Consider the following 23,053-nt stretch of genomic DNA (forward strand, 5'->3'; position numbering starts at 1 on the left):
ATAAGGGCGGCGGGACCGATCGGTTCCGCCGCCCCGACGTGCGCTCAGGCGCACGGAGTCACGCGTCGCCGCCGGCCGTGCCCGGATCCGCCGCCGCCACGTCGAGCAACTGGTACCGGTCGACGGCCTGCTTCAGGACCGAACGGTCGACCTTGCCCTCGCGCGCCAGCTCGGTCAGCACCGCGACCACGATCGACGGCGCGTCGATGTGGAAGAACCGGCGTGCCGCGCCACGGGTGTCGGCGAACCCGAACCCGTCCGCGCCCAGCGACTGGTAGGTCCCCGGCACCCAGCGGGAGATCTGGTCGGGGACCGAACGCATCCAGTCGGAGACCGCCACGAACGGCCCCTCGGCCGTGCTCAGTTTCCGCGTCACGTACGGCACCCGCTGTTCCTCCTCCGGGTGCAGCAGATTGTGCCGCTCGGCCTCGACGGCCTCGCGCCGCAGTTCGTTGAAGGAGGTCGCCGACCAGACGTCGGCGCGCACGTTCCACTCCTCGGCCAGCATCCGCTGTGCCTCCAGGGCCCAGGGCACCGCCACCCCGGAGGCGATGATCTGAGCCGGGACCGTGCCCGAGGTGCCGGCGGCGATCCGGTGGATGCCCTTGAGGATGCCGTCCACGTCGACGTCCGCGGGCTCCGCCGGATGCTGGATCGGCTCGTTGTAGACGGTGAGGTAGTAGAAGACGTTCTCGCTGTCGGGGCCGTACATCCGGCGCAGGCCGTCCTGCACGATGTGCGCGATCTCGTACCCGTAGGCCGGGTCGTAGGCGACACAGCCGGGGTTCGTCGAGGCCAGGAGCTGCGAGTGGCCGTCCGCGTGCTGGAGTCCCTCACCGGTCAGGGTCGTACGTCCGGCGGTCGCGCCCAGGACGAAACCGCGCGCCAGCTGGTCGGCCATCTGCCAGAACTGGTCGCCGGTGCGCTGGAAGCCGAACATCGAGTAGAAGACGTAGACCGGGATGAGCGGCTCGCCGTGGGTCGCGTAGGCCGAGCCGGCCGCGATCAGGGAGGCCGTGCAGCCCGCCTCGGAGATGCCGTCGTGCAGCATCTGCCCGGTGGGCGACTCCTTGTAGGCGAGCAGCAGGTCACGGTCGACGGACTCGTACTGCTGCCCGAGCGGGTTGTAGATCTTCGCGCTCGGGAAGAAGGAGTCCATGCCGAACGTGCGGTACTCGTCCGGCGCGATCAGCACGAATCGCCTGCCGATCTCCTTGTCCCGCATCAGGTCCTTCAGCAGTCGTACGAACGCCATGGTGGTGGCGATCGACTGCTGGCCGGAGCCCTTCTTCACGGTCGCGTACGTCTTGTCGTCCGGCAGGGCCAGCGGCTGGGCGCGCACCACCCGGGTCGGCACGTACCCGCCGAGTCCCTTGCGCCGGTCGTGCATGTACTGGATCTCCTCCGAGTCGCGGCCCGGGTGGTAGTACGGCGGCAGGCCGGACTCCAGCTCCTGGTCGGAGATCGGCAGGTGCAGCCGGTCGCGGAAGCCCTTGAGGTCGGCGACCGTCAGCTTCTTCATCTGGTGCGTGGCGTTGCGGCCCTCGAAGTTCGGGCCCAGCGTCCAGCCCTTGACGGTCTTGGCGAGGATGACCGTGGGCTGGTCCCGGTGCTCGACGGCGGCCTTGAACGCGGCGTAGATCTTCTTGTGGTCGTGACCGCCGCGGCCCAGGTGCAGGATCTGATCGTCGGTCATGTGCTCGACCATGGTGCGCAGCCGGTGGTCGTCGCCGAAGAAGTGGTCGCGGATGTACCCGCCCGACTCGGTGGCGTACGTCTGGAACTGGCCGTCCGGAGTCGTGTTCATCTTGTTGACCAGGATGCCGTCGCGGTCCTGGGCGAGCAGCGGGTCCCAGGTCCGGTCCCAGATCAGCTTGATCACGTTCCAGCCGGCGCCCCGGAAGACCGACTCCAGCTCCTGGATGACCTTGCCGTTGCCGCGCACCGGGCCGTCGAGCCGCTGGAGGTTGCAGTTGACCACGAAGGTCAGGTTGTCCAGGCCCTCGCGGGCGGCGATGGTGAGCTGGCCCAGCGACTCCGGCTCGTCCATCTCGCCGTCGCCGAGGAACGCCCACACGTGCGACCGGGAGGTGTCGGCGATCCCGCGCGCGTGCATGTAGCGGTTCATCCGGGCCTGGAAGATCGCGCCGATCGGGCCGAGGCCCATCGACACGGTCGGGAACTCCCAGAAGTCCGGCATCAGCCGCGGATGCGGGTACGAGGACAGCCCGTACGGCGCCCTCGACCTCTCCTGGCGGAACGCGTCCAGGTTGCGCTCGCTGAGGCGGTCCAGCAGGTACGCGCGCGCGTAGATGCCGGGGGAGGCGTGGCCCTGGAAGAAGACCTGGTCGCCGCCGTCCCCCTCGTCCTTGCCCCGGAAGAAGTGGTTGAAGCCGACGTCGTAGAGCGAGGCGGAGGAGGCGAAGGTGGCGATGTGGCCGCCGACGCCGATGCCCGGCCGCTGGGCGCGCGAGACCATCACGGCCGCGTTCCAGCGGGTGGCGTTGAGGATCCTGCGCTCGATCTCCTCGTTGCCCGGGAAGAACGGCTCGGCCCGGGTGGGGATGGTGTTGACGTAGTCGGAGCTGCGCATCTCCGGCACGGCCACGCGCTTCTCGCGGGCCCGCTCGATCAGCCGGAGCATGAGGTACCGGGCACGCTCCCGGCCGCGCTCGTCGATGGCCGCGTCCAGGGAGTCGAGCCACTCCTGGGTCTCTTCGGGATCGAAGTCAGGAACCTGACTCGGAAGGCCGCCAATGATGATCGGGTTTCGATCGGATCCGGAAGCCACGCTGGTCCTTACCTGTCAGAGGGCTGCTTTTGCTGTTCTTTCCCGGGTTCTCGGTCTGCCTGCGCCGCTCCCCATCGTGTACCTCGGTGCGACAAACGTCATCTCTACCGAGGGGTAACCCGGATCTGTGTCGCTTCCCCCTGATTCCCAAAGGGGCAAAGGGGGCACAAGGGTGTGGTGTGGGTCACTTACGGCCGCTGTGGCGTGCCTGGAGTTGGGGCGACACGGCCCGGATCGTCACCGTTTCGGCGGTCTGGACCGCCGGGTACTTGCGCGATCCGCCCCGCCCGTGTGGACTACGGCCAATGCTTCGCGCACGCGCGTGGCTGAGACATTCACCAAGACATGATCAGGAGGCAACCCGTGAGCGCGACCGCGGACCACGCGGAGGAGCGGACGAGCCCTGCCGTCAGGCTGGGGTTCCAGCCCGAGCAGGTGGTCCAGGAGATCGGCTACGACGACGACGTAGACCAGGAACTCCGCGAGGCCATTGAAGAAGTTGTCGGCAGCGACCTGGTGGACGAGGACTACGACGACGTAGCCGATGCCGTGGTGCTGTGGTTCCGCGACGAGGACGGCGACCTGACCGATGTGCTGGTGGACGCCACCACGTACATCGAAGAGGGCGGCGCGATCCTGCTTCTCACGCCGAAGACCGGACGTGATGGCTACGTGGAGCCGAGCGACATCTCGGAAGCCGCGACGACGGCGGGGCTGTCGGCCTCCAAGAGCGTCAGCGTGGGCAAGGACTGGATCGGCAGTCGGCTGCTGACCCCGAAGGCGGCCAAGACCAAGAAGTAGCTCCTGTCCCACCCCCGGACGGGCTGACGGTCAAGGTCAGCCCGTCCGCAGGTCCGTCGTGCCCGATGCGTAGGCTGGGCTCAGCGCTCTCAGTGCTTTCAGCGTTGTTCAGCGCTCTCACCCGAGCAGCCCACCGAAAGGGAAGCACGACGATGGCCATCCAGGTCGGCGACAAGGCCCCCGACTTCGAGCTCAAGGACAACCACGGCAGCGCCGTGAAGCTCTCCGACTTCCTCGGCAGCAAGAACGTGGTCCTGCTCTTCTACCCGTTCGCCTTCACCGGTGTCTGCACCGGTGAGCTGTGCGAGCTGCGTGACAACCTGCCGCAGTTCGCCGACCGCGACACCCAGCTGCTCGCGGTCTCCAACGACTCCATCCACACCCTGCGCGTCTTCGCCGAGCAGGAGGGCCTGGAGTACCCGCTGCTGTCCGACTTCTGGCCGCACGGCGAGGTCTCGCGTGCCTACGGCGTCTTCGCCGAGGACAAGGGCTGCGCCGTGCGCGGCACCTTCGTCATCGACAAGACGGGCGTCGTGCGCTGGACCGTCGTCAACGCCCTGCCGGACGCGCGGGACCTGAACGACTACGTCAAGGCGCTCGACACCCTGTGACGGTTCGGCTCCACGCACTGCGAGGTGCGGGAACCCGTCACTAGGATCGAGTCGTTGATCCGATGCCAGAGCACGCAGGGGCTCCCCGCCCCCGGACACCAATGGAGGACTCGTGGGAGTCAGCCTCAGCAAGGGCGGCAACGTTTCACTGACCAAGGAGGCCCCCGGCATGACCGCGGTCCTCGTCGGTCTCGGCTGGGACGCCCGCACCACGACCGGCACCGACTTCGACCTCGACGCCAGCGCCCTGCTGCTGAACTCGGCGGGCAAGGTCGGCAGCGACCAGAACTTCGTCTTCTTCAACAACCTCAAGAGCCCCGACGGCTCGGTCGAGCACACCGGCGACAACCTCACCGGTGAGGGCGAGGGCGACGACGAGGTCATCAAGGTCGACCTGGCGGGCGTCCCGGCCGACGTCGACAAGATCGTCTTCCCGGTGTCCATCTACGACGCCGAGAACCGCCAGCAGTCCTTCGGCCAGGTCCGCAACGCCTACATCCGCGTCGTCAACCAGGCCGGCGGCGCCGAGATCGCCCGTTACGACCTGTCCGAGGACGCCTCGACGGAGACCGCGATGGTCTTCGGCGAGCTGTACCGCAACGGCGCCGAGTGGAAGTTCCGTGCCATCGGCCAGGGGTACGCCTCGGGCCTGCGCGGCATCGCGCAGGACTTCGGCGTCAACGTCTGAGACCCGGCCGCAAGGCATGATGTTCCGTCCGGCGCCGTCCCGTTTACGGGCGGCGCCGGACGCGCAGGACAACCGAAGAAGCACGACCTAGGGGAGGACCAGCATCATGGGCGTCACGCTTGCCAAGGGGGGCAACGTCTCCCTGTCCAAGGCCGCACCGAACCTCACGCAGGTGATGGTCGGGCTCGGCTGGGACGCGCGTTCCACCACCGGAGCGCCTTTCGACCTCGACGCCAGCGCGCTGCTGTGCAAGGACGGAAGAGTTCTGGGCGACGAGTGGTTCGTCTTCTACAACCAGCTCACCAGTCCGGACGGCTCGGTGCAGCACACGGGCGACAATCTCACCGGTGAGGGCGAGGGCGACGACGAGTCGATCATCGTGGACCTCACGAAGGTGCCCGTCCACTGCGACAAGATCGTTTTTCCGGTGTCGATCCACATGGCCGACGAACGCGGTCAGACTTTCGGCCAGGTCAGCAATGCGTTCATCCGCGTCGCCAATCAGGCGGACGGCCAGGAACTCGCCCGTTACGACCTGTCCGAGGACGCCTCGACGGAAACCGCGATGATCTTCGGCGAGCTCTACCGCTACCAGGGCGAATGGAAGTTCCGGGCGGTGGGACAGGGGTACGCGTCGGGTCTGCGGGGCATCGCCCTGGACTTCGGGGTCAACGTCTCGTAAAGCGGTGACGGCGAGCGGACCGGACTCGTCACCGGGCGGACCGTGGATCTTCAGGCAAGGCACATGGGCCCGCCCGTGTTGTCCGGAGAGCTCTCCCTCTAGACTTCGGGGTCAACACTTCGTAAAGCCGAGTGTGGCGCGGGGGAGGCGCTTCCCCGGACTCCGTCCGGGACGTTCCCCTCACACAGGATTGGGTAGCCAGTGCTTCTGAAAACCTTCGGCTGGTCGTTCGCGGTCACCGCGCTCGGCTTGGTCGCAGCGGTCTTCTACGGGGGGTGGGAGGCTTTCGGCATCGTGGCGATCCTCTCCGTCCTGGAGATCTCGCTGTCGTTCGACAACGCGGTGGTCAACGCCGGAATCCTGAAGAAGATGAATGCCTTCTGGCAGAAGATCTTCCTCACGGTCGGTGTGCTGATCGCCGTCTTCGGGATGCGGCTGGTCTTTCCCGTCGTCATCGTCGCCATCAGCGCCAAGATCGGACCGGTCGACGCGGTCGACCTCGCGCTCAACAACAAGGACCAGTACCAGCAGCTGGTCACCGACGCCCACCCGGCGATCGCCGCCTTCGGCGGCATGTTCCTGCTCATGATCTTCCTCGACTTCATCTTCGAGGACCGTGACATCCAGTGGCTGCGCTGGATCGAGCGGCCGCTGGCCAAGCTCGGCAAGGTCGACATGCTGTCGGTCTGCATCGCCCTGGTCGTCCTGCTGATCACCTCCTTCACCTTCGCGGCCCACGCCCACCAGCACGGCGGCGCGCACGTCGACAAGGCGCAGACGGTGCTGATCGCGGGCATCGCCGGCCTGATCACGTACATGGTCGTCGGCGGGCTCTCCGGCTACTTCGAGGACAAGCTCGAGGAAGAGGAGGAGCGCGAGCACGAGGCGGAGGAGGAGGCCGAGCGGACCGGCAAGAAGAAGCCGGCCGTCGTGCTGGCCGGCCAGGCCGCGTTCTTCATGTTCCTCTACCTCGAGGTCCTGGACGCGTCGTTCTCCTTCGACGGTGTGATCGGCGCCTTCGCCATCACCAACGACATCGTCCTGATGGCCCTCGGCCTCGGTATCGGCGCGATGTACGTCCGCTCGCTCACGGTCTACCTGGTCCGCCAGGGCACCCTCGACGACTACGTCTACCTGGAGCACGGCGCGCACTACGCGATCGGCGCGCTGGCCGTGATCCTCATGGTCACCATCCAGCACCAGATCAACGAGGTCATCACCGGCCTCGTCGGCGTTGTCCTGATCGCCCTGTCCTTCTGGTCCTCCGTACGCCGCAACCGCGCGCTGGCGGCGGCCGAGGGCGAAGCGGGGTCGGACGAGAAGGCCGAGGTCCCGTCCGGGGTGTGACGACCGGCGGACCGGGGGAACGCTTCGAGCGGGGCGGCAGGCGACAGAGGTCCGCCGGCCGCCCCGCCGGCTTTTCGGGTGTGGGTGAAGGCAGGGGTGGGGGCAGGGCATGAGCTTCTTCGACGGGCTCTGGCGCGGGCGTGCGCTCGAATTCGACTCGGGCAGCGCGGCGAGCAACGCGATCGAGCTGACCAAACGGCATCACTACGTCTCCCTCACCAAACAGGGAGCGGCCACCGGCAACCTGCGCATCAACCTGACCTGGCGGATGCGGACCTCGGACTTCGGCGGCACCCAGCGCGAGAGCCTGCTGCGGCACCCCTTCAAGGCGCTCAAGCCCCCGGAGGTCGTCGGCCACAGCCAGAGCATGGTCAACGTCGACCTCGACCTGGGCTGCCTGTACGAGCTCGCGGACGGCACCAAGGGCGTGGTCCAGCCGCTCGGCGGCTACCTGGGCGACGTCAACGCGCCGCCGTACGTGAAACTCAGCGGCGACGACCGCTTCGGCTCGGCGTCCGGCGAGACCATCTACATCAACCTCGACCACCGCGACGACATCAAGCGTCTACTCGTGTTCGTCTACATATACGACCAGACACCCGCCTTCGACCGTACGCACGCCATCGTGACTCTGTACCCGAGCAACGGTCCGCGCATCGAGATCGGTCTGGACGAACGCCATCCGCAGGCCCGCTCCTGCGCGGTCGTGATGATCGAGAACGTCAAGGGCGAGCTGATCGTCCGGCGCGAGGTGAAGTTCGTCTACGGCTTCCAGGCCGAACTGGACCGGCTGTACGGCTGGGGACTGCAGTGGGGGCGGGGCTACAAGACGAAGGTCGAGGGCTGACGCCCGGCCGGGCTGCGTACGGCCCCCGGGCGGGTCCGGCGCGGCGGAGCGCCAGGCTTCCCGTGCGGGCCCGCACAGGGGCCGCACAGGGCCCGTACGAGCCCTGCGCAGGCGGCCCGCGGAACCCGGTGCGGTCAGCGGCCGATGAACTGCGGGCCCTGCGGCGGCAGCCGGAACTCCCCGAGGGCGGTCGGAGCGGCCGGGACGGGCTGGGGATAGCCGTACGCGGGCTGGCTGGTCGGGTGCGGGTAGCCGTAGGCCGGCTGGACCGTCGCGGGCGGCTGCGGATAGCCGTAGGCGGGCTGCACGGGGACGTTCGTGGGCTGCTCCGGAGGCAGCGGCTGGGAGGTGGTGGGCGGCGGGGGCTGGACGGCCTGCGACTCCTGCACGGCCGCCTCCGCCTCGTCCACGGAGATGCCGAAGTCGGTCGCGAGGCCCTTGAGCCCGTTCGAGTAGCCCTCGCCCAGGGCCCGGAACTTCCAGCCGTCCCCGCGCCGGTAGAGCTCTCCGCAGATCAGCGCGGTCTCCTCGCCGGTCTCCGGCTTGATGTCGAAATAGGCCAGCGGTTCGCCCTCGGTGACCGCGGCGTCGTACAGCACGATGCGCAGTGACCGTACGCGATCGAAGGTGACGCCGTCCGCCGAAGCGACGAGCAGAATCTGGCCGACGCTGGGCTCGACACCGACGAGATCTGTCTGGATCGTATCGGTGAGGCCCTCGGCCACCCGCTTCTTGCCGAGCCGCCAGACCTTCCCGGAGGGGTGCCGGGGCTGGTTGTAGAAGACGAAGTCCTCGTCGGAGCGCACCCGTCCGTCGGGGCCCAGGAGCAGCGCGGACACGTCCACGTCGGGGGCGCCCTGGCCGGGCGTCCAGCGCAGCACGGCGCGCACCGTCGTGACCTCGAGCGGGACGTTCGACCCCTTCAGCATCGCGTGCGTCATGCGGTCATCCTGCCCTCTCGGTCCTGATCACGACAATGTGGGGGTGAATCCGGGCATGGTGACCCACTGTGTTTGTCGGCGTTACCTGAACTTCACGCCCGGGGGGAACCTGCTCCTTGGATCCCTACGTACTATTACCGGCCACACGTAGACACTTCACAGGCCAGATCCATGCGCCGTTCCATCACCATGGGGGAGCTCAATGCGTCATTTCGGGCACATCGCCCCTGAGGTGCGGAAGCGCCTCTTCGTCCAGGAGCCGTGCGAGTTCACCACGGACTCCCCGTCCCGGCTGCTGTCCGCGGCCCTGGGGGCCACGCTCTACAGCCCGGCGATCCGCCCGCGGCTCGCCGACGACATCGTCAAGCAGGCCGAACGCGGTGTGGTCTCGATGGTGCTGTGCCTGGAGGACTCGATCGCCGACGCGGACGTCGAGCAGGGCGAGGAGAACCTCGTCCGCCAGTTCGCCGACCTCGACGCCCGTACCGGCACCGAGCTTCCGCTGCTGTTCATCCGGGTCCGCACCCCCGAGCAGATCCCCGACCTGGTCCGCCGCCTCGGCCCCACCGTCCGGCGGCTGTCCGGGTTCGTCATGCCGAAGTTCACCGAGCAGCGCGGTGTCCCCTTCCTGGAGGCGCTCTCCGCGGCGGAGTCGGCGAGCGGCCGGCGCCTGTTCGCGATGCCGGTGCTGGAGTCGCCCGAGCTGCTGTACCGCGAGTCGCGCGTCGACACGCTGGAGGGCATCGCCCGCGCCGTCGACAAGTTCCGCGACCGGGTGCTCGCGCTGCGCCTGGGCGTGACGGACTTCTGCTCCTCCTACGGTCTGCGCCGGGCCCCCGACATGACGGCGTACGACGTCCAGATCGTCGCCTCCGTGATCGCCGACGTGGTCAACATGCTGGGCCGCGCCGACGGCACCGGCTTCACGGTGACCGGGCCGGTGTGGGAGTACTTCCGCGTCCCGGAGCGCATGTTCAAGCCGATGCTGCGGCACAGCCCCTTCCTGGAGGGACAGGCCGTCGAGCTGCGCGAGATACTCATAGAGCACGCCATGGACGGGCTGCTGCGGGAGATCTCCCTGGACCAGGCCAACGGTCTGCTCGGCAAGACCTGCATCCATCCCTCCCACGTACCGGCCGTGCACGCGCTGTCCGTCGTCAGCCACGAGGAGTTCAGCGACGCGGCGGACATCCTGCGGCCCGAGCGCGGCGGCGGGGGTGTGCTGCGGTCGGCGTACACCAACAAGATGAACGAGGTGAAGCCGCACCGCGCCTGGGCCGAGCGGACCATGCTGCGCGCGGAGGTCTTCGGCGTGGCGCACGAGGACGTCAGCTTCGTGGACCTGCTCGCCGCGGTCATCTCCGGCTGAACCGGCCGGGCACCCGGCCAGGCATTCGACGAACCCGGCCGGCGGTCCGGCCGACGAACCCGACCGACGAACCGGCTATACACCCGGCTATACACAAGGGACGTATGAACAACGCAGTGAACGACGGGGTCTGGTCCGGAACCTGGGTCGCCGAACGGCTCGGGCTCGAACTGGTGGGCGACGATCAACTGGGCGACCTGCTGGGGCTGGCCCTGCGCCGCAACCCCAAGCGGGCCCATCTGCTGGTGTCGAACGTGCTCGGCAAACACGTGCCGCAGTCCCCGTCCGTCGTCTACGGCCACGGCTTCGACCTCGGCCGCCGGGTGCGCGACCTGCTCGGCGACGAGGAGGCGGCGCGGGCGGTCGTCCTCGGCTACGCGGAGACCGCCACCGGCCTCGGCCACTGCGTCGCCGACGGCGTGGGCCTCGCCCCCTACCTGCACTCCACCCGCCGCCCGGTCCCGGGCGTGGAGCAGGCGGGCGGCTTCGAGGAGTCCCACTCGCACGCCACCTCCCACCTGCTGCTGCCCGAGGACCCCGCGCTGCTGCGCGGCGACGGCCCGCTGATCCTGGTCGACGACGAGTTCTCCACCGGCAACACGGTCCTGAACACCATCCGCGAGCTGCACGGGCGCTACCCGCGCAGCCGCTACGTCGTGGTCGCGCTCGTCGACATGCGCTCGGCGGCCGACGCGGGCCGGCTGGCGGACTTCGCCGCGGAGATCGGCGCCCGGGTCGACCTGGTGGCGGCCGCCTCCGGGACCGTACGGCTGCCCGAGGGCGTGCTGGAGAAGGGGCAGGCGCTGGTGGCGCGGCACGAGTCCGCCGCGCCGGCCGCCCCCGCCCCGGACGGCCGGGTCGAACGCGTCGACCTGCTCTGGCCGCGCGCCGTGCCCGACGGCGGACGGCACGGATTCACCCCGGGCCACCGCGCCCGGCTGGAGTCCGCGCTGCCCGCGATGGCGGTCCGGCTCGCCGAGGCGATACCCGGCGACGCCCGGCGCGTCCTCGTCCTCGGCTTCGAAGAGCTGATGTACGCACCGCTCAGGCTGGCCCGCGAACTCGAACGGGCCGTGGCCGCCGAGGTGCGCTACTCCACCACCACCCGCTCGCCCGTCCTGGCCGTCGACGACCCCGGCTACGCGATACGCAGCCGCCTGGTCTTCCCCGCCCACGACGACCCGGCCGACGGCCCCGGCGAGCGCTACGCCTACAACGTGGCCGGCGCGGGCTTCGACGCGGTCGTGGCGGTCGTGGACTCGGCCGCCGACACCCCGCGACTGCACGCGCCCGACGGCCTGCTCGCCCAGCTCGCCGCGCACGCCCCGCACGTCCTGCTCGCGGTCGTGCCCTCGTACGTCCCCGAACCGCCGCACGTACCCGAAAGGCCCGCCATGCTGCCCGAGCCCCTTCGCGGCCCCGCCTTCTCCTCGTACGCGCCGGAGGAGGTGGGCTGGCTGCTCCAGGACCTCTCGGACGTCACACTGGAGGCGCCGACCGAGGAGCGCGAGGAGGCCATCCAGAGCGGTGGCGCCCACTACGCCGAGTCGCTGCCGGTGGAGTACCAGCCGAGCGAGCACTACCAGCGGCTCTTCCACGCGGCGCTCGCCACCTCCGCGGACCGGATCGCCCACGCCGTCGGCGTGGTCACCGAGACCGTGCTCGCCGAGCGCGCGCAGACCCGCGGCCGGACCCGCTCCGGCGAGGAGAACGCGGCGGCACGCCCGGTCCTGGTCTCGCTGGCCCGCGCGGGCACCCCGGTCGGCGTCCTGATGCGCCGCTGGGCCCAGTTCCGCTACGGCCTCGAACTGCCGCACTACGCCGTGTCGATCGTGCGCGGCCGGGGCATCGACGCCAACGCGCTGCGCTGGCTGGCCGCCCACCACGACCCCGCCGACGTGGTCTTCGTCGACGGCTGGACCGGCAAGGGCGCCATCACCCGGGAACTCGCCGACGCCATCGCGGAGTTCGAGGAGTCCGAGGGCATCACCGGCTTCGACCCGGAGATCGCGGTGCTGGCCGACCCGGGCTCGTGCGTGCGCACCTACGGCACCCGGGAGGACTACCTCATCCCCTCCGCCTGTCTCAACTCGACCGTGTCGGGCCTGATCTCGCGGACGGTGCTGCGCGCGGACCTGGTGGGCCCGGACGACTTCCACGGCGCGAAGTTCTACCGCGAACTCGCCGGCGCGGACGTCTCGGTGGACTTCCTCGACACGGTCGCCGCACGCTTCGGCGAGGTGGTGGACGCGGTGGACGTGGCGGTCAAGGAGCTGCTGGCCGCCGACCGCACCCCGACCTGGGAGGGCTGGGCGGCCGTCGAGCGGATCAGCGAGGAGTACGGCATCCACGACGTCAACCTCGTCAAGCCCGGCGTCGGCGAGACCACCCGGGTGCTGCTGCGCCGGGTGCCCTGGAAGATCCTGGCCCGCGCCGGGGCGGGCGCCGACCTCGACCATGTGCGCCTGCTGGCCGAGCAGAGGGGCGTGCCCGTCGAGGAGGTCGACGAACTTCCCTACACCTGCGTGGGGTTGATCCACCCCAAGTACACCCGCGGGGCGACCGGCGCCGACGGCAGGGCGGTGGCGGTCTGATGCCGGTGCTGGTGGCGAGCGACCTCGACCGTACGCTCATCTACTCCGCGGCGGCGCTCGCGCTGACCATGCCCGACGCGCGGGCCCCGCGGCTGCTGTGCGTGGAGGTGCACGAGAACAAGCCGCTGTCGTACATGACGGAGACGGCGGCCGCACTGCTCACGGAGCTGGGTGACGCGGCGGTGTTCGTGCCGACCACCACCCGGACCCGCAAGCAGTACCTGCGCATCAACCTGCCGGGGCCGGCGCCGACGTACGCGATCTGCGCCAACGGCGGTCATCTGCTGGTGGACGGCGTGTCGGATCCGGACTGGCACGCGCAGGTGACCGCGCGGCTGGCCGACGAGTGCGCGCCGCTGGCCCAGGTGCAGGAGCACCTCACGCGCTCGGCGGATCCGGTCTGGCTGCGCAAGCAGCGGGTCGCCGAGGACCTGTTCGCCTATCTGGTCGTGGAGCGTGAGCTGCTGCCCGAGGAGTGGGTGAAGGAGCTCGCCGCCTGGGCGGAGAACCTCGGCTGGACGGTGTCGCTGCAGGGCCGCAAGATCTACGCGGTGCCGAAGCCGCTCACCAAGAGCGCGGCCGTGCGTGAGGTCGTCCGCCGTACCGGCGCCGAACTCACCCTCACCGCGGGCGACTCCCTGCTCGACGCGGACCTGCTGCTGGTGGCGGACCGGGGCTGGCGGCCGGGCCACGGCGAACTGGCCGACGACGACTGGACGGCCCCCGCGGTCACCGCGCTGCCCGAGCGGGGCGTGCTGGCGGGCGAACGCATCCTGCGGGAGTTCCTGCGCGCTACCCGCGGCTGAACGCCGGCCACCGCTGTACGGCATCGCACGGTGCCGTACAGCGGCGCGCGGCGGTGCCGTGCCGCAAGAGCGCGGTCGTGCCGCAAGGCGGTGCCGTGCCGTACGGCGGCACGAGGCGCGGCCGTACGGCGGGGCGCTCGTCCGCTCCCGCTCGGAGCCGCGCTTCCACCTCCGGGGTTTCTTCCTCCGGGGGCTTCGTCCTCCGGGGTCTCACCGTGCCCCGCAGCGCCGCGGGGTCCGTCCCCGGTCCGGTCGGTCGTCAGCCGCAGCAGCCTCCGCCGCAGCAACCGCCGCCGCCCCCGCCCGCCCTGGGCGCGGGGGCGGTCGCGGCCGCCGACCCGCCCACCGCGACCGTTGAGAGCAACTTCACTGTGTCGGCGTGTCCGGCCGGGCAGTCGGCCGGAGCGGCCGATTCCGCCATGGGGCGGCTGAGTTCGAAGGTGTCGCCGCAGGTCCGGCAGCGGTATTCGTAGCGAGGCATGGCTCAAGGCTAGGGCCTGTCCGGCGGATCGAGTCGCAGGAAGGCATCGATGCCGTATCGGTCCAGGTGAGCGGGGTCCGGGCCGTCCGGCCGCACGGCGGAGGACGGCGTCGGCGCGATGGCGGAGCCGGCGACCGACGACGCCGCCGCAGGGGGTCCCGCCGCCGGGAAGGGGCGTGCCGGACTCCGCGCCCGGCGGTTCGATCCGTCGGACAGGCCTTCACCGGAGCGACCGTAATGTGCGGACTTGGTTTGTCGTGCGATCGCTTCTGTCTCTTTCTTGTGCGGAGAATTCGCAAAGATCGCTGGTAATTTGGCATAGCCGCGATGAGCCGCAGGGTTTGACCCTGGTCCGGTGACACAGGGGGATAACCGCCGTACAGGCGGTAGTTGTGTCGACCCGCGCGAGCACCACGGAGTGCGGAGGGAGACGCAGTCGTGACCGACGAAGGGCAGGGGGCGGAGGCCCACGGGGATGACGGTCCGTCGCGCGGTCGCCGCGCGGCGCCGAATCGTTCCCGCCGTCGACGTGCGGAGCCGGAGGCGCCGGCCGGCGCGGCCGGGGTGCCGGACCAGGAGCCGCAACCGTCCGACGTCACCATGCAGCTGCGGTTCGAGCCGCCGCCGACACCCGTGCCGCCGCCTCCGATGTCGGACGCCACCATGCAGCTGCGGTTCGAGCCGCCGCCGACACCCGTGCCGCCGCCTCCGATGTCGGACGTCACCATGCAGTTGCGGTTCGAGCCGCCTCCGCCGGCCGACGCCACCATGGAGCTGAGGGTGGTCAAGCCCTCGGAGCTGCCCGCCCGTTCCGCCGGTCGGCGCGGGACCCCGTCGGCCCAGGCCGCCGCGCCGGCCTCGCCCGTCGGCCGTCTCGCCCTGGCGGCCGCGCCGCTGCTGGCCGCGCTGGCCCGTCTCCTGGCGCCGGTGGCCGCCCGTCTTGCCCCGCTGACGGAACGTCTGTCCCCTTATGCGCGACGGCTGGAGCCGTACGCCCGCAAGCTCAGACCGCAGTACCCGCGCCCCGGCCGTACCGACTGGCGCCGCTGGATACCCTCCTGGCGGCAGTGGATAGGCGCCTTCTTCTCGGCCATCGGCCTGACCGGCGCGTTCCTGGTCGTCGCGTACGCGGCCACCGACATCCCGCAGAACCTCAACTCCTACGCCACCCAGCAGGACAACGTCTTCTTCTGGTCCGACGGCACACCCATGGCCCGTACCGGCTGGGTGCAGCGGCAGGACATGCCCCTGAAGGACATACCCGAGGACGTCCGCTGGGCGGTGCTGGCGGCCGAGAACGCCAGCTTCTACTCCGACCCGGGCATATCCGTCTCCGGCATCGGGCGTGCCCTGTACCGCACGGTCGGCTCGGGCGACACCCAGGGCGGCTCGACCATCACCCAGCAATACGTCAAGAACGTCTATCTGACCCAAAATCAGACTATCAGCCGCAAGTTCACCGAAGCAATGATCTCCCTCAAGCTCGACAACCGGATGAGCAAGGACAAGATCCTCGAGGGCTACCTCAACACCAGTTGGTTCGGCCGCGGCACCTATGGCATCCAGCGCGCCTCCCAGGCGTACTACGGCAAGGACGTCGGCGAGCTCGACGTCAGCCAGGCGGCCTTCCTGGCCTCCCTGCTCAAGGGCGCCGGGCTGTTCGACCCGTCCCTGAGCAAGGCCAACCACGCCCGCGCGGTGGAGCGCTGGGGCTGGATCCTCGACCGCATGGTGGACCTCGGCAAGCTGTCCCCCGCCGAGCGGGCCAAGTACAAGACCTTCCCCGAGCCGCTGAAGCAGTCGAAGACCTTCCTCACCGGAAGCCAGAGCGACTATCTGGTGGAACTGGCCCAGCAGTACGCCAAGAAGGCCGCGGGCATCTCGGACAAGGACTTCGACCTCGGCGGCTACCAGATCTACACGACGTTCGACCGCAAGCGGGAGACGGCGCTGACCAACGCCGTCGCCAAGGCCCGCAAGCAGGCCACGAAGAAGGACGCGGAGCTCGCCGGGACAGCCCACTACGGCGCCTCGTCCATCGCCGCCGACGGCCGGATCCTCGCCGTCTACGGCGGCCCCGACCACCGCACCCAGGGCTACAACGAGTCCAACGCCACCACGGTCCCGGCGGGTTCGGCCTTCACCCCGTTCGTCTACGCCGCCGGGCTCGAGCACGGCGTCCGTACCACCCGCGACAGCGCCGCCACCCCGATCACCGGCGACGCGCTCTACGACGGCGACGACGGCGTGCCCGTCACCACCCCGGAGGGCCCCTACTGGGACCGCAGCGGCAAGAAGGTCGCCGCCCACAACGACGGCGGGAAGTCCTACGGGCAGATCAGCCTGCACCGGGCGCTCGCCCAATCCGTCAACACCCCGTTCATGCAGCTCGGCATGGACACCGGCCTCGACACGGTGCGCGCCACCGCGGAGGCGTCCGGGCTGCTGTCCTCCAGCTTCGGCGCCCAGGTGCCCGCCATGTCCGTGGGCAACTCCACACCCAGCGCGATCCGGATGGCGAGCGCGTACGGGACCTTCGCCGACGCGGGCCGGCACACCGAGCCGTACTCGGTGAGCCGGATCACCCGCAACGGGTCCAAGGTCGCGCTGAAGAAGCCCGAGTCGCGGCGCGCGGTGCGGGCGAAGGTGGCCGAGGAGGTCAGCTCCGCGCTCTCGGACGCGTTCCGCACCGCGCATCCCACGGCCGCCCCCGCCTCCGCGGAGGTCACCGGGAAGATCGGCACCACGCAGGACGACACGGCCCTGTGGTACGTGGGCACGGCCCGGTCCGTGTCGACGGCGGTGGTGGTCTACCGCATCGACCTGCACAAGAGCCTCGAACCGCTGCCCCTGGAGGGGATCGCGGGCACGCCCGCCGACAGCGTCCCGTACGACATCTGGTCGGGCGCCATGAGCCCGCTCGGCTGACCCGGCCCCGGGTACTCGCCATCCACCCCCCACGGAGAATGAGCCGCGCATGAAGTCACCCTCCGGCCGCCGCCGCGCAGGCCGTGCCCCGCTCCGCACCACCCGGCCCGGGTTCCTCACCCTGGCGGTCCTCCTGGTCGCGGCGTCCCTGGTCGCGGGCTACCTGGTCCTGACCCGGTCCGACAGCACCGCCCCGACGGCGTCCGCGGGCAAGCAGACGCTGCCCAAGGCGAAGAAGACGCCCTGGGACGGGAAGACGAAGGTGCTCGGGGACGGGTCCACCTCCTACACCGGCCCGCAGCCGGGCGAGCTGAAGCCCGTGCCGCTCAAGAAGGGCGAGAAGCCTCCGCAGTTCGTCGTCTTCTCCTGGGACGGCGCCCTCCAGGGCGACGACGAGCTGTTCTCGCACTACCGGGAGCTGGCCAAGGAGTACAACGCGCACATGACGTTCTTCCTCACGGGCATCTACCTGCTGCCCAAGAGCAAGAGCGACCTCTACAACCCGCCGCAGCACCCGCGGGGCTCCGCCGCGATCAGCTACGCCACCGACCCGCACATCCGCAGCACGCTGGAGCAGCTCGGCGAGGCCTGGAAGGACGGCAACGAGATCGGCACCCACTTCAACGGGCACTTCTGCGGTACCAAGGGCGGCGGTGACTGGAGCGTCGAGGAGTGGAAGAGCGAGATCGACCAGTTCTACGACTTCGTGGAGCACTGGAAGACCAACACCGGCTTCACCGACATCGCCCCGCTGCCCTTCGACTTCAAGAAGGAGGTGACCGGTGGCCGTGCCCCCTGCCTGGAGGGCCAGGCCAACCTGCTGAAGGCCATCAAGAGCTACAAGTGGGCCTACGACGCCAGTTCGGCCGGCGACTTCCAGATATGGCCGAAGAAGAAGGACGGCATCTGGGACTTTCCGCTCCAGATGCTCCCGTACGAGGGCGGCAAGTACCAGGGCCTGTCCATGGACTTCAACTTCCTCTACAACCAGTCCGAGGGTGAGACCGAGGGCGACGCGGCCAAGTACCCCGAGTGGGAGCAGGAGACCGTCAACTCGTACATGGCGGGCTTCAATCGCGTCTACTACGGCAGCCGGGCACCGCTGTTCGTGGGCAACCACTTCGAGGACTGGAACGGCGGCATCTACATGAAGGCCATCGACCAGGTCATCAAGAACGTGTGCACCAAGGAGGGCGTCAAGTGCGTGTCCTTCAAGGAGTTGGCCGCGTGGATGGACGTACAGAAGCCCGAGACCCTGGAGCGGCTGCGCAGTCTGGACCCGGGCCAGTCGCCCGACTGGTCGACGGTGGTGGAGTGACCGCCTTGACGAACACGGCAGTTGCGGCAAATGCGGACGTCGTGACGGCCCTGACGGAGTAACCGAACCTCAACCGCAGCCCCCTTCACAAGAGCCACACACGGCGTGCGAAGATGCGCTTCCCGGCGTCCCCAGTGCCGGGTTAGAGGGGAAACTTCAGTGAAGTCAAGGAAATTGAAAGGTACGCGCCGTCGCGCCACGATAATCGGGGCGGCCGCCGTCTCGGTCGTCGCCGGCGCGGCGCTGCTGCCCAACTGGATGGCCGGCGCGGCGGTCGTCGACGATCCCAAGGTGGACGCCAAGACTAAGGCGACCTTCCAGCGGCTGGCGGACGCGGTCTTCACCGACCGTACGGACGCCCTGGTCACCGGTGAGCAGGGCAACCGTGCCAAGCCGCTGACGAAGGCCTTCTCCGGAGGCGTCCGGATGTCCTCCGGACAGGCCCACAGGCAGGACTCGGCCCTGTCCACGCTGGACCAGCGCAAGGACCTGCTCGCCAAGCTCGGCGAGAAGTACAGCAAGGGCAGCACCACCGTCACGCTGGACGCCACCAACGTGAAGGGCCGTACGGCCAAGGCCGCGGTCACCGAGACCACGACCCTGACCTACGCCAAGGTCCGCGGCAACGGGCCGAAGACCACCGGCTTCCAGGCCCACCACGAGCTGACGTTCACCGCGGACAGCCACGGCAACTGGCAGCTGACCGGCATCAAGGAGACCGACACCGGTTACCTCGCCGTCAACCAGGTGGCCAACCCGGCCGCGAACCCGGCGGTCAAGGCCTCGCCCTCCCCGACGGGCAAGGCGACGGCCAAGGCCTCGGCCACCCCGACGGTCAAGGCTTCGGCCTCCCCGTCGGTGAAGGCTTCGGCCTCCCCGTCGGTGAAGGCGTCGGCTTCCCCGACGGTGAAGGCCTCGGCCTCCCCGACGACGGCCGACACCACCACGCCGGACGCCCCGCGCGCGGCCACCACCAGGCCGGCGCCCGCCAACCCCAAGAGCTTCACCGGAACCACGTACGACTACAAGGCCATGGCCGCGTACGCGGAGAAGTACTGGAGCACCTACAACACCGACTACCCGGACTACAACGGTCACGGGGACGGCGGCGACTGCACCAACTTCGTCAGCCAGTCGCTGAAGGCGGGCGGGTGGAAGCACGTCCCCGGCTACGTGTACGACTACACCAAGTGGTTCGGCAACGCCGACATCCAGTCGGACTCGTTCGTCGGTGTCAACGAGTTCTCGTGGTTCGCGCAGAACTCGAAGCGGGTCACCCCCCTCGCGAACGTCTACCAGGCGGACATCGGCGATGTCATCCAGATGGACTTCGACAAGGACGGCTCCAAGGACCACTCGATGATCGTCACCTACCGCGACGCCTCCGGCGTGCCGTACGTGACGTACCACTCCACGAACACCTTCCGCCGGTCGGTGGCGAGCCTGGTCGCGTCGTACCCCAACGCCGCGTTCTACGCCTACCGCACCTGAGAGGACCGCGCCCGCCGCGCCCGCCCGGTCCGCACGGACCGTCCGGGACGGCGGGCGTTTTCCGTGGGGCCGGCCCGGGCCGCTCAGTGGCCCGAGCCGCGCTCCTCCCGGATCCGCGAGACGACCTGTGCCGCCGACCGCCGCACCGCCTCCGTCTCCGTCAGGAAGTGCCAGTAGTCGGGGTGACGCCCCTCCAGGGTGCCGATCGCCCGCTCCAGCCGGGCCACCGCGTCGTCCAGCGGCCGCGCGTCCCGCGGGTCCGGCGTCGTACGCCCCGACATGGCCAGCCGCTGGGCGTCCCGGATCGCGAACCGGGTGCGCTCGATCTCCTGCTGCGGATCCTTCTGCACGGCGTTCAGCCGGGTCAGCCGGTCACCCGCGGCCGACACCGCCTCGTCGGTGGTGTTCAGCAGCGCACGCACGGTCGACAGCAGCGCCGTCGCCTCGGGCCAGCGCTGCGCCTCCCGCGCGGCCTGCGCCTCCGTCAGCTTCGCCTCGGCCTGCCGCACGTTCTGCGCGGCCTGTTCCGGCACGCCCTGCAGGTCCTGCCAGCAGGCGGCCGCGAACCGCCGCCGCAGCTCGCTGAGGACCGGGTCGACCTGCGCGGCACGCGTGGTCAGGGCCTGGGCCCGGGTACGCAGCGACACCAGCCGGTGGTCGATCTCGGCGGCCCTCTCCGGCAGCCGGCCGGCCTCCGCGCGGATCGCCTCGGCCTCCCGGGAGACCCGCTCGGCCCGCTCCAGGGTCCCCGCGACCCCGTGCTGTCCCGCCCCCTGGTTCAGCCGGGTCAGCTCCGGCCCGAGGGCCGCGAGCCGGGCGGCCAGGTCGTCCGCCCGCAGCCCGGCAGCCCGGGCGCCGTCCAGGGCGTTCGAGGCGGCCAGCAGGGCCTGGCGGGCCCGCTCGACGGCGGGCGCGAGCCGGGCGAGTTGGGTCTCGGCCTTGCCGAGCAGCGGCCCGAGCCCCTCCGCGAACCGGTCCAGCTCCTTCTTGACCCGGTCCAGTTCGTCCTTGGCCCGGGTGAGTTCGGTCCGGGCACGGACGGCCGCCGACGCCTCCAGGTCGTCCCGGTCGAGGTCGTGCGCGTCGACCGTGTTGATGTACTGCTGACTGGCCTCGTCGATCCGTCTGCCGAGCGCCTCGAAGTCGGCGACGGCGCGCCGGGCCGCGGGGGTGCCGTCGACGGCCGTGATCGTCTCGATGGAGATGCGCAGATCGCGCTGGGCGGTGTCCAGCTCGTAGAACGCGGACGCGGCGGCGTCCTTCGCGGCCTGCGCCTCGGCGCGCTGGCTCTCCGCCCGGCCGCCGAACCAGCGCCGGGTGCCGCCCCCGGCGAACGCGGCGGGCAGCGCGAGGGCGACGACGAGCGGCAGAGCCATCAGCGTCAGGGTGTCCCGCACGTCCCGCAGCGCGCGTCGCACGGGACGGGGTGCCCCCGGCACCGACGGCGAGTACGGCTGTCCTGGTGTCGCCGTCACATCCCTCTCCCGTGCTGTCATCCGCCCTGCCCGGTGTCATTCTCCCACCGGTGGAGGACGAACACACCGGCCGGTCGGTTCACGGTACGGACCGTGACTTTCCCCCCGGCCGGCGCCCGCCGGTCCGCCACCGGGCGGAGGGGCGGCCCCCGGACCGGCACGTTCCCGCGGAACGCGTTTGCCGGACAGTGCCCCCGGCAATGTAGGCTGTCGACTCGTCCTGGGTGCGTAGCTCAGGGGTAGAGCGCCTGCCTTACAAGCAGGATGTCGGCGGTTCGAAACCGTCCGCGCCCACCAGGACCGGCCCGAGTGCCGGTGCGAAAGGCCCCCGCAAAGTCCGCGGGGGCCTTTCGTGTGTTCCGGCGGCGGGGGGACCGTCAGGGGGCGGTGCCGTCCGCGGGTGCGGTCTCGTGGGCGTGCTTGAGCCGGGTACGGGCCTCCATCCGGTCCGCGGCCGCGACCTCGGCCCAGAAGCGGTGGCAGCTGACGAACACCGCGAGCTCGTGCTCCCGCTGCCGCAGCTTCTCCACCTCCGCCTGTTCGTCCGCCGTCCAGCCCGGGGAGGCGGGGCGCTCCACCTTGCGCCAGCCGTTGTCGTCGCTGAAGCCGTCCAGCGGCTCGACCGACCAGGGGAGCCGCTTCAGCAAGGCCGACAGCTCGGCCCGGACCTGATGCAGCTCCTCCTGGCCGGCGCGGAGGTCACTGGGGAAGTCGTAGGTCGTAGCCACGCGACAATGCTACGCCTGTTCGATTTTGCGGTGCGAGCTCCTTCCGGAAGGTTCATACGAACGAGTGTTCCGAACTGGTGTTCGGCCATGGAGGGTGTGCGGACGGCGGGACCGCGAGGTCGCGGGCGGTCCCGCGGTCAGTGCCTGGCGTCCGCCAACTGCCCCACCACACGGGCCGCCACGGGCACCGGAATGCCGTGCCGCCCGGCCGCACGCAGCAACGCCCCGCCGATCGCGTCCAGTTCGAGCGGGCGGCCCGCCTCGGCGTCGCGCTGCATCGACGATCTGGTCCCCGGCGGGAAGGCGTCGTAGCGGGCCGGCGCCGCGGCCGGGTCGGACGGGCCGCCCGGGCCCAGGACGGCCACGGCGAGTTCGTCGTTCGCCATGAAGGATGGCTCCTCTCGTCGGTCGGCCCCGTCACGGTGGCCGCCTCGGTGAGGATCATCGCAGCGGTCTTCGCGGCGACTTGCCGCGGGACCCGTGCGTGGGGGGCCACACTGGAGTCATGTGCCGCAGCATCAAGACGCTCCGTCCGCCCGTGCTGCCCGAGGAGGCCACGGAGGAGGAGATCCGCGCCGCCGCCCTCCAGTACGTGCGCAAGGTCTCCGGGTTCCGTGCGCCCGCCGCCCACAACCAGGAGGTGTTCGAACGCGCCGTGGAGGCCGTCGCGCGGGCCACCGCGGAACTCCTCGACGGCCTGGAGGTCCGCGGACAGACGGCCCGCGAGGCGGGCTGAACGCCTCGGGGCCGGGCCGGGGCCCGACGGCTGGGCCGGGCGCGGGGTGGCCGGGTGGGCCGGGGCACGCTGTCGGGCCCGGGCGTGCGTGTGCGCTGGGCGCGCGCGTGCCGGGCCCGTGGTGCGTTGCCGGGCCCGTGCGTTGCCGGGCCCGTGTGTGCGCTGGGCGTGTGGGTGCCGGACGCGCGCGTGCGTCCGAGCCGGCGTGTGCGTGCGCTCAGCGCGTGCGTTCGCGCGGGCCTGTGCGTGCGCTCAGCGCGTGCGTTCGAGCGGGCGTGTGCGTCCGCGCGGGCCTGTGCGTGCGCTCAGCGCGTGCGTCCGAGCGGGCCTGTGCGTGCGCTCAGCGCGTGCGTTCGAGCGGGCGTGTGCGTCCGCGCGGGCCTGTGCGTGCGCTCAGCGCGTGCGTCCGAGCGGGCCTG

At 70.4% G+C, this 23,053-nt stretch carries 18 protein-coding genes, 1 tRNA gene and 1 pseudogene; 14 read left to right on the forward strand and 6 right to left on the reverse strand.

Annotated elements, in window-relative coordinates; translation table 11 throughout:
• Positions 1 to 58: 58 nt before the first annotated feature.
• A complete protein-coding gene (gene aceE, locus ACWC24_RS02625; protein WP_450660974.1) occupies positions 59 to 2,791 on the reverse strand; it encodes a pyruvate dehydrogenase (acetyl-transferring), homodimeric type in 2,733 nt (910 codons plus the stop codon).
• A 363-nt stretch (positions 2,792 to 3,154) separates the two neighbouring features.
• On the opposite strand from aceE, the gene ACWC24_RS02630 reads away from it, so the two are divergent.
• The 6 genes from ACWC24_RS02630 to ACWC24_RS02655 all read left to right on the forward strand — a co-directional run bounded on the left by ACWC24_RS02630 (position 3,155) and on the right by ACWC24_RS02655 (position 7,767).
• Complete coding sequence (locus ACWC24_RS02630) at positions 3,155 to 3,592, forward strand: DUF3052 family protein (protein WP_162468281.1); 438 nt, start codon at positions 3,155 to 3,157, stop codon at positions 3,590 to 3,592.
• Between the two features lie 152 nt (positions 3,593 to 3,744).
• Positions 3,745 to 4,203, forward strand: a complete 459-nt coding sequence (locus ACWC24_RS02635; RefSeq protein WP_152886176.1) for a peroxiredoxin — start codon at positions 3,745 to 3,747, stop codon at positions 4,201 to 4,203.
• 112 nt (positions 4,204 to 4,315) lie between these two features.
• Complete coding sequence (locus tag ACWC24_RS02640; RefSeq protein ID WP_450660975.1) at positions 4,316 to 4,891, forward strand: TerD family protein; 576 nt, start codon at positions 4,316 to 4,318, stop codon at positions 4,889 to 4,891.
• 106 nt (positions 4,892 to 4,997) lie between these two features.
• Positions 4,998 to 5,573 (forward strand): TerD family protein, encoded by a 576-nt coding sequence (locus ACWC24_RS02645; protein WP_450660976.1) that lies wholly within the window; start codon positions 4,998 to 5,000, stop codon positions 5,571 to 5,573.
• A gap of 201 nt (positions 5,574 to 5,774) precedes the next feature.
• A complete protein-coding gene (locus ACWC24_RS02650) occupies positions 5,775 to 6,920 on the forward strand; it encodes a DUF475 domain-containing protein (protein WP_450660977.1) in 1,146 nt (381 codons plus the stop codon).
• Between the two features lie 109 nt (positions 6,921 to 7,029).
• Positions 7,030 to 7,767 (forward strand): TerD family protein, encoded by a 738-nt coding sequence (locus ACWC24_RS02655; protein WP_450660978.1) that lies wholly within the window; start codon positions 7,030 to 7,032, stop codon positions 7,765 to 7,767.
• 134 nt (positions 7,768 to 7,901) lie between these two features.
• Here the strand turns inward: ACWC24_RS02655 and ACWC24_RS02660 are convergent, their stop codons facing one another.
• Entirely contained in the window at positions 7,902 to 8,708 is an 807-nt protein-coding gene (locus ACWC24_RS02660) for a TerD family protein (protein ID WP_450660979.1), read from the reverse strand.
• Between the two features lie 202 nt (positions 8,709 to 8,910).
• Between ACWC24_RS02660 and ACWC24_RS02665 the strand changes: the two genes are divergently transcribed.
• From ACWC24_RS02665 to ACWC24_RS02675, 3 genes are all read left to right on the forward strand, one after another.
• Complete coding sequence (locus tag ACWC24_RS02665) at positions 8,911 to 10,077, forward strand: HpcH/HpaI aldolase/citrate lyase family protein (protein ID WP_450660980.1); 1,167 nt, start codon at positions 8,911 to 8,913, stop codon at positions 10,075 to 10,077.
• Positions 10,078 to 10,181: 104 nt separating this feature from the next.
• The gene (locus tag ACWC24_RS02670; protein WP_450660981.1) at positions 10,182 to 12,671 is read left to right on the forward strand and encodes a phosphoribosyltransferase; all 2,490 of its coding nucleotides are present in this window, start codon (positions 10,182 to 10,184) and stop codon (positions 12,669 to 12,671) included.
• Positions 12,671 to 13,477 (forward strand): HAD family hydrolase, encoded by an 807-nt coding sequence (locus ACWC24_RS02675; RefSeq protein ID WP_450660982.1) that lies wholly within the window; start codon positions 12,671 to 12,673, stop codon positions 13,475 to 13,477. Before ACWC24_RS02670 ends, ACWC24_RS02675 begins: the two co-directional genes overlap by 1 nt.
• Positions 13,478 to 13,736: 259 nt before the next feature.
• On the opposite strand, the gene ACWC24_RS02680 is transcribed toward ACWC24_RS02675, so the two are convergent.
• Complete coding sequence (locus tag ACWC24_RS02680) at positions 13,737 to 13,958, reverse strand: FmdB family zinc ribbon protein (protein WP_450660983.1); 222 nt, start codon at positions 13,956 to 13,958, stop codon at positions 13,737 to 13,739.
• A 726-nt stretch (positions 13,959 to 14,684) separates the two neighbouring features.
• Here ACWC24_RS02680 and ACWC24_RS02685 point away from each other — a divergent pair.
• The 3 genes from ACWC24_RS02685 (at position 14,685) to ACWC24_RS02695 (ending at position 19,695) form a co-directional block, all read left to right on the forward strand.
• Entirely contained in the window at positions 14,685 to 16,886 is a 2,202-nt protein-coding gene (locus tag ACWC24_RS02685; protein ID WP_450661052.1) for a transglycosylase domain-containing protein, read from the forward strand.
• Between the two features lie 49 nt (positions 16,887 to 16,935).
• Entirely contained in the window at positions 16,936 to 18,204 is a 1,269-nt protein-coding gene (locus tag ACWC24_RS02690) for a hypothetical protein (protein ID WP_450660984.1), read from the forward strand.
• A gap of 159 nt (positions 18,205 to 18,363) precedes the next feature.
• Positions 18,364 to 19,695, forward strand: a complete 1,332-nt coding sequence (locus ACWC24_RS02695; protein ID WP_450660985.1) for an amidase domain-containing protein — start codon at positions 18,364 to 18,366, stop codon at positions 19,693 to 19,695.
• Positions 19,696 to 19,778: 83 nt separating this feature from the next.
• Here the strand turns inward: ACWC24_RS02695 and ACWC24_RS02700 are convergent, their stop codons facing one another.
• The gene (locus tag ACWC24_RS02700) at positions 19,779 to 21,170 is read right to left on the reverse strand and encodes a hypothetical protein (protein ID WP_450660986.1); all 1,392 of its coding nucleotides are present in this window, start codon (positions 21,168 to 21,170) and stop codon (positions 19,779 to 19,781) included.
• Between the two features lie 222 nt (positions 21,171 to 21,392).
• On the opposite strand from ACWC24_RS02700, the gene ACWC24_RS02705 reads away from it, so the two are divergent.
• Positions 21,393 to 21,467, forward strand: a tRNA-Val gene (locus ACWC24_RS02705).
• A gap of 80 nt (positions 21,468 to 21,547) precedes the next feature.
• Here ACWC24_RS02705 and ACWC24_RS02710 read toward each other — a convergent pair.
• Positions 21,548 to 21,898 carry a hypothetical protein gene (locus ACWC24_RS02710; protein ID WP_450660987.1) on the reverse strand — a complete coding sequence of 117 codons (351 nt, stop codon included), beginning with the start codon at positions 21,896 to 21,898 and terminating at the stop codon, positions 21,548 to 21,550.
• A 137-nt stretch (positions 21,899 to 22,035) separates the two neighbouring features.
• Positions 22,036 to 22,248 (reverse strand): annotated as a pseudogene (locus ACWC24_RS02715) (ketopantoate reductase family protein); the annotation flags it as partial.
• 155 nt (positions 22,249 to 22,403) lie between these two features.
• Here ACWC24_RS02715 and ACWC24_RS02720 point away from each other — a divergent pair.
• Positions 22,404 to 22,634: a DUF2277 domain-containing protein gene (locus tag ACWC24_RS02720; RefSeq protein WP_450660988.1), complete on the forward strand. Its 231-nt coding sequence runs from the start codon at positions 22,404 to 22,406 to the stop codon at positions 22,632 to 22,634.
• The last annotated feature ends 419 nt before the right edge of the window (positions 22,635 to 23,053 follow it).

This window comes from Streptomyces sp. NPDC001443 (genome assembly GCF_053597355.1).

Bases quoted from the DNA above. Each gene is read 5' to 3' on its own strand.
- ACWC24_RS02635 (WP_152886176.1), top strand. From the start codon at position 3,745: ATGGCCATCCAGGTCGGCGACAAGGCCCCCGACTTCGAGCTCAAGGAC.
- ACWC24_RS02645 (WP_450660976.1), top strand. From the start codon at position 4,998: ATGGGCGTCACGCTTGCCAAGGGGGGCAACGTCTCCCTGTCCAAGGCC.
- ACWC24_RS02655 (WP_450660978.1), top strand. From the start codon at position 7,030: ATGAGCTTCTTCGACGGGCTCTGGCGCGGGCGTGCGCTCGAATTCGAC.
- ACWC24_RS02660 (WP_450660979.1), bottom strand. From the start codon at position 8,708: ATGACGCACGCGATGCTGAAGGGGTCGAACGTCCCGCTCGAGGTCACG.
- ACWC24_RS02665 (WP_450660980.1), top strand. From the start codon at position 8,911: ATGCGTCATTTCGGGCACATCGCCCCTGAGGTGCGGAAGCGCCTCTTC.
- ACWC24_RS02670 (WP_450660981.1), top strand. From the start codon at position 10,182: ATGAACAACGCAGTGAACGACGGGGTCTGGTCCGGAACCTGGGTCGCC.
- ACWC24_RS02675 (WP_450660982.1), top strand. From the start codon at position 12,671: ATGCCGGTGCTGGTGGCGAGCGACCTCGACCGTACGCTCATCTACTCC.
- ACWC24_RS02680 (WP_450660983.1), bottom strand. From the start codon at position 13,958: ATGCCTCGCTACGAATACCGCTGCCGGACCTGCGGCGACACCTTCGAA.
- ACWC24_RS02685 (WP_450661052.1), top strand. From the start codon at position 14,685: ATGCAGTTGCGGTTCGAGCCGCCTCCGCCGGCCGACGCCACCATGGAG.
- ACWC24_RS02690 (WP_450660984.1), top strand. From the start codon at position 16,936: ATGAAGTCACCCTCCGGCCGCCGCCGCGCAGGCCGTGCCCCGCTCCGC.
- ACWC24_RS02720 (WP_450660988.1), top strand. From the start codon at position 22,404: ATGTGCCGCAGCATCAAGACGCTCCGTCCGCCCGTGCTGCCCGAGGAG.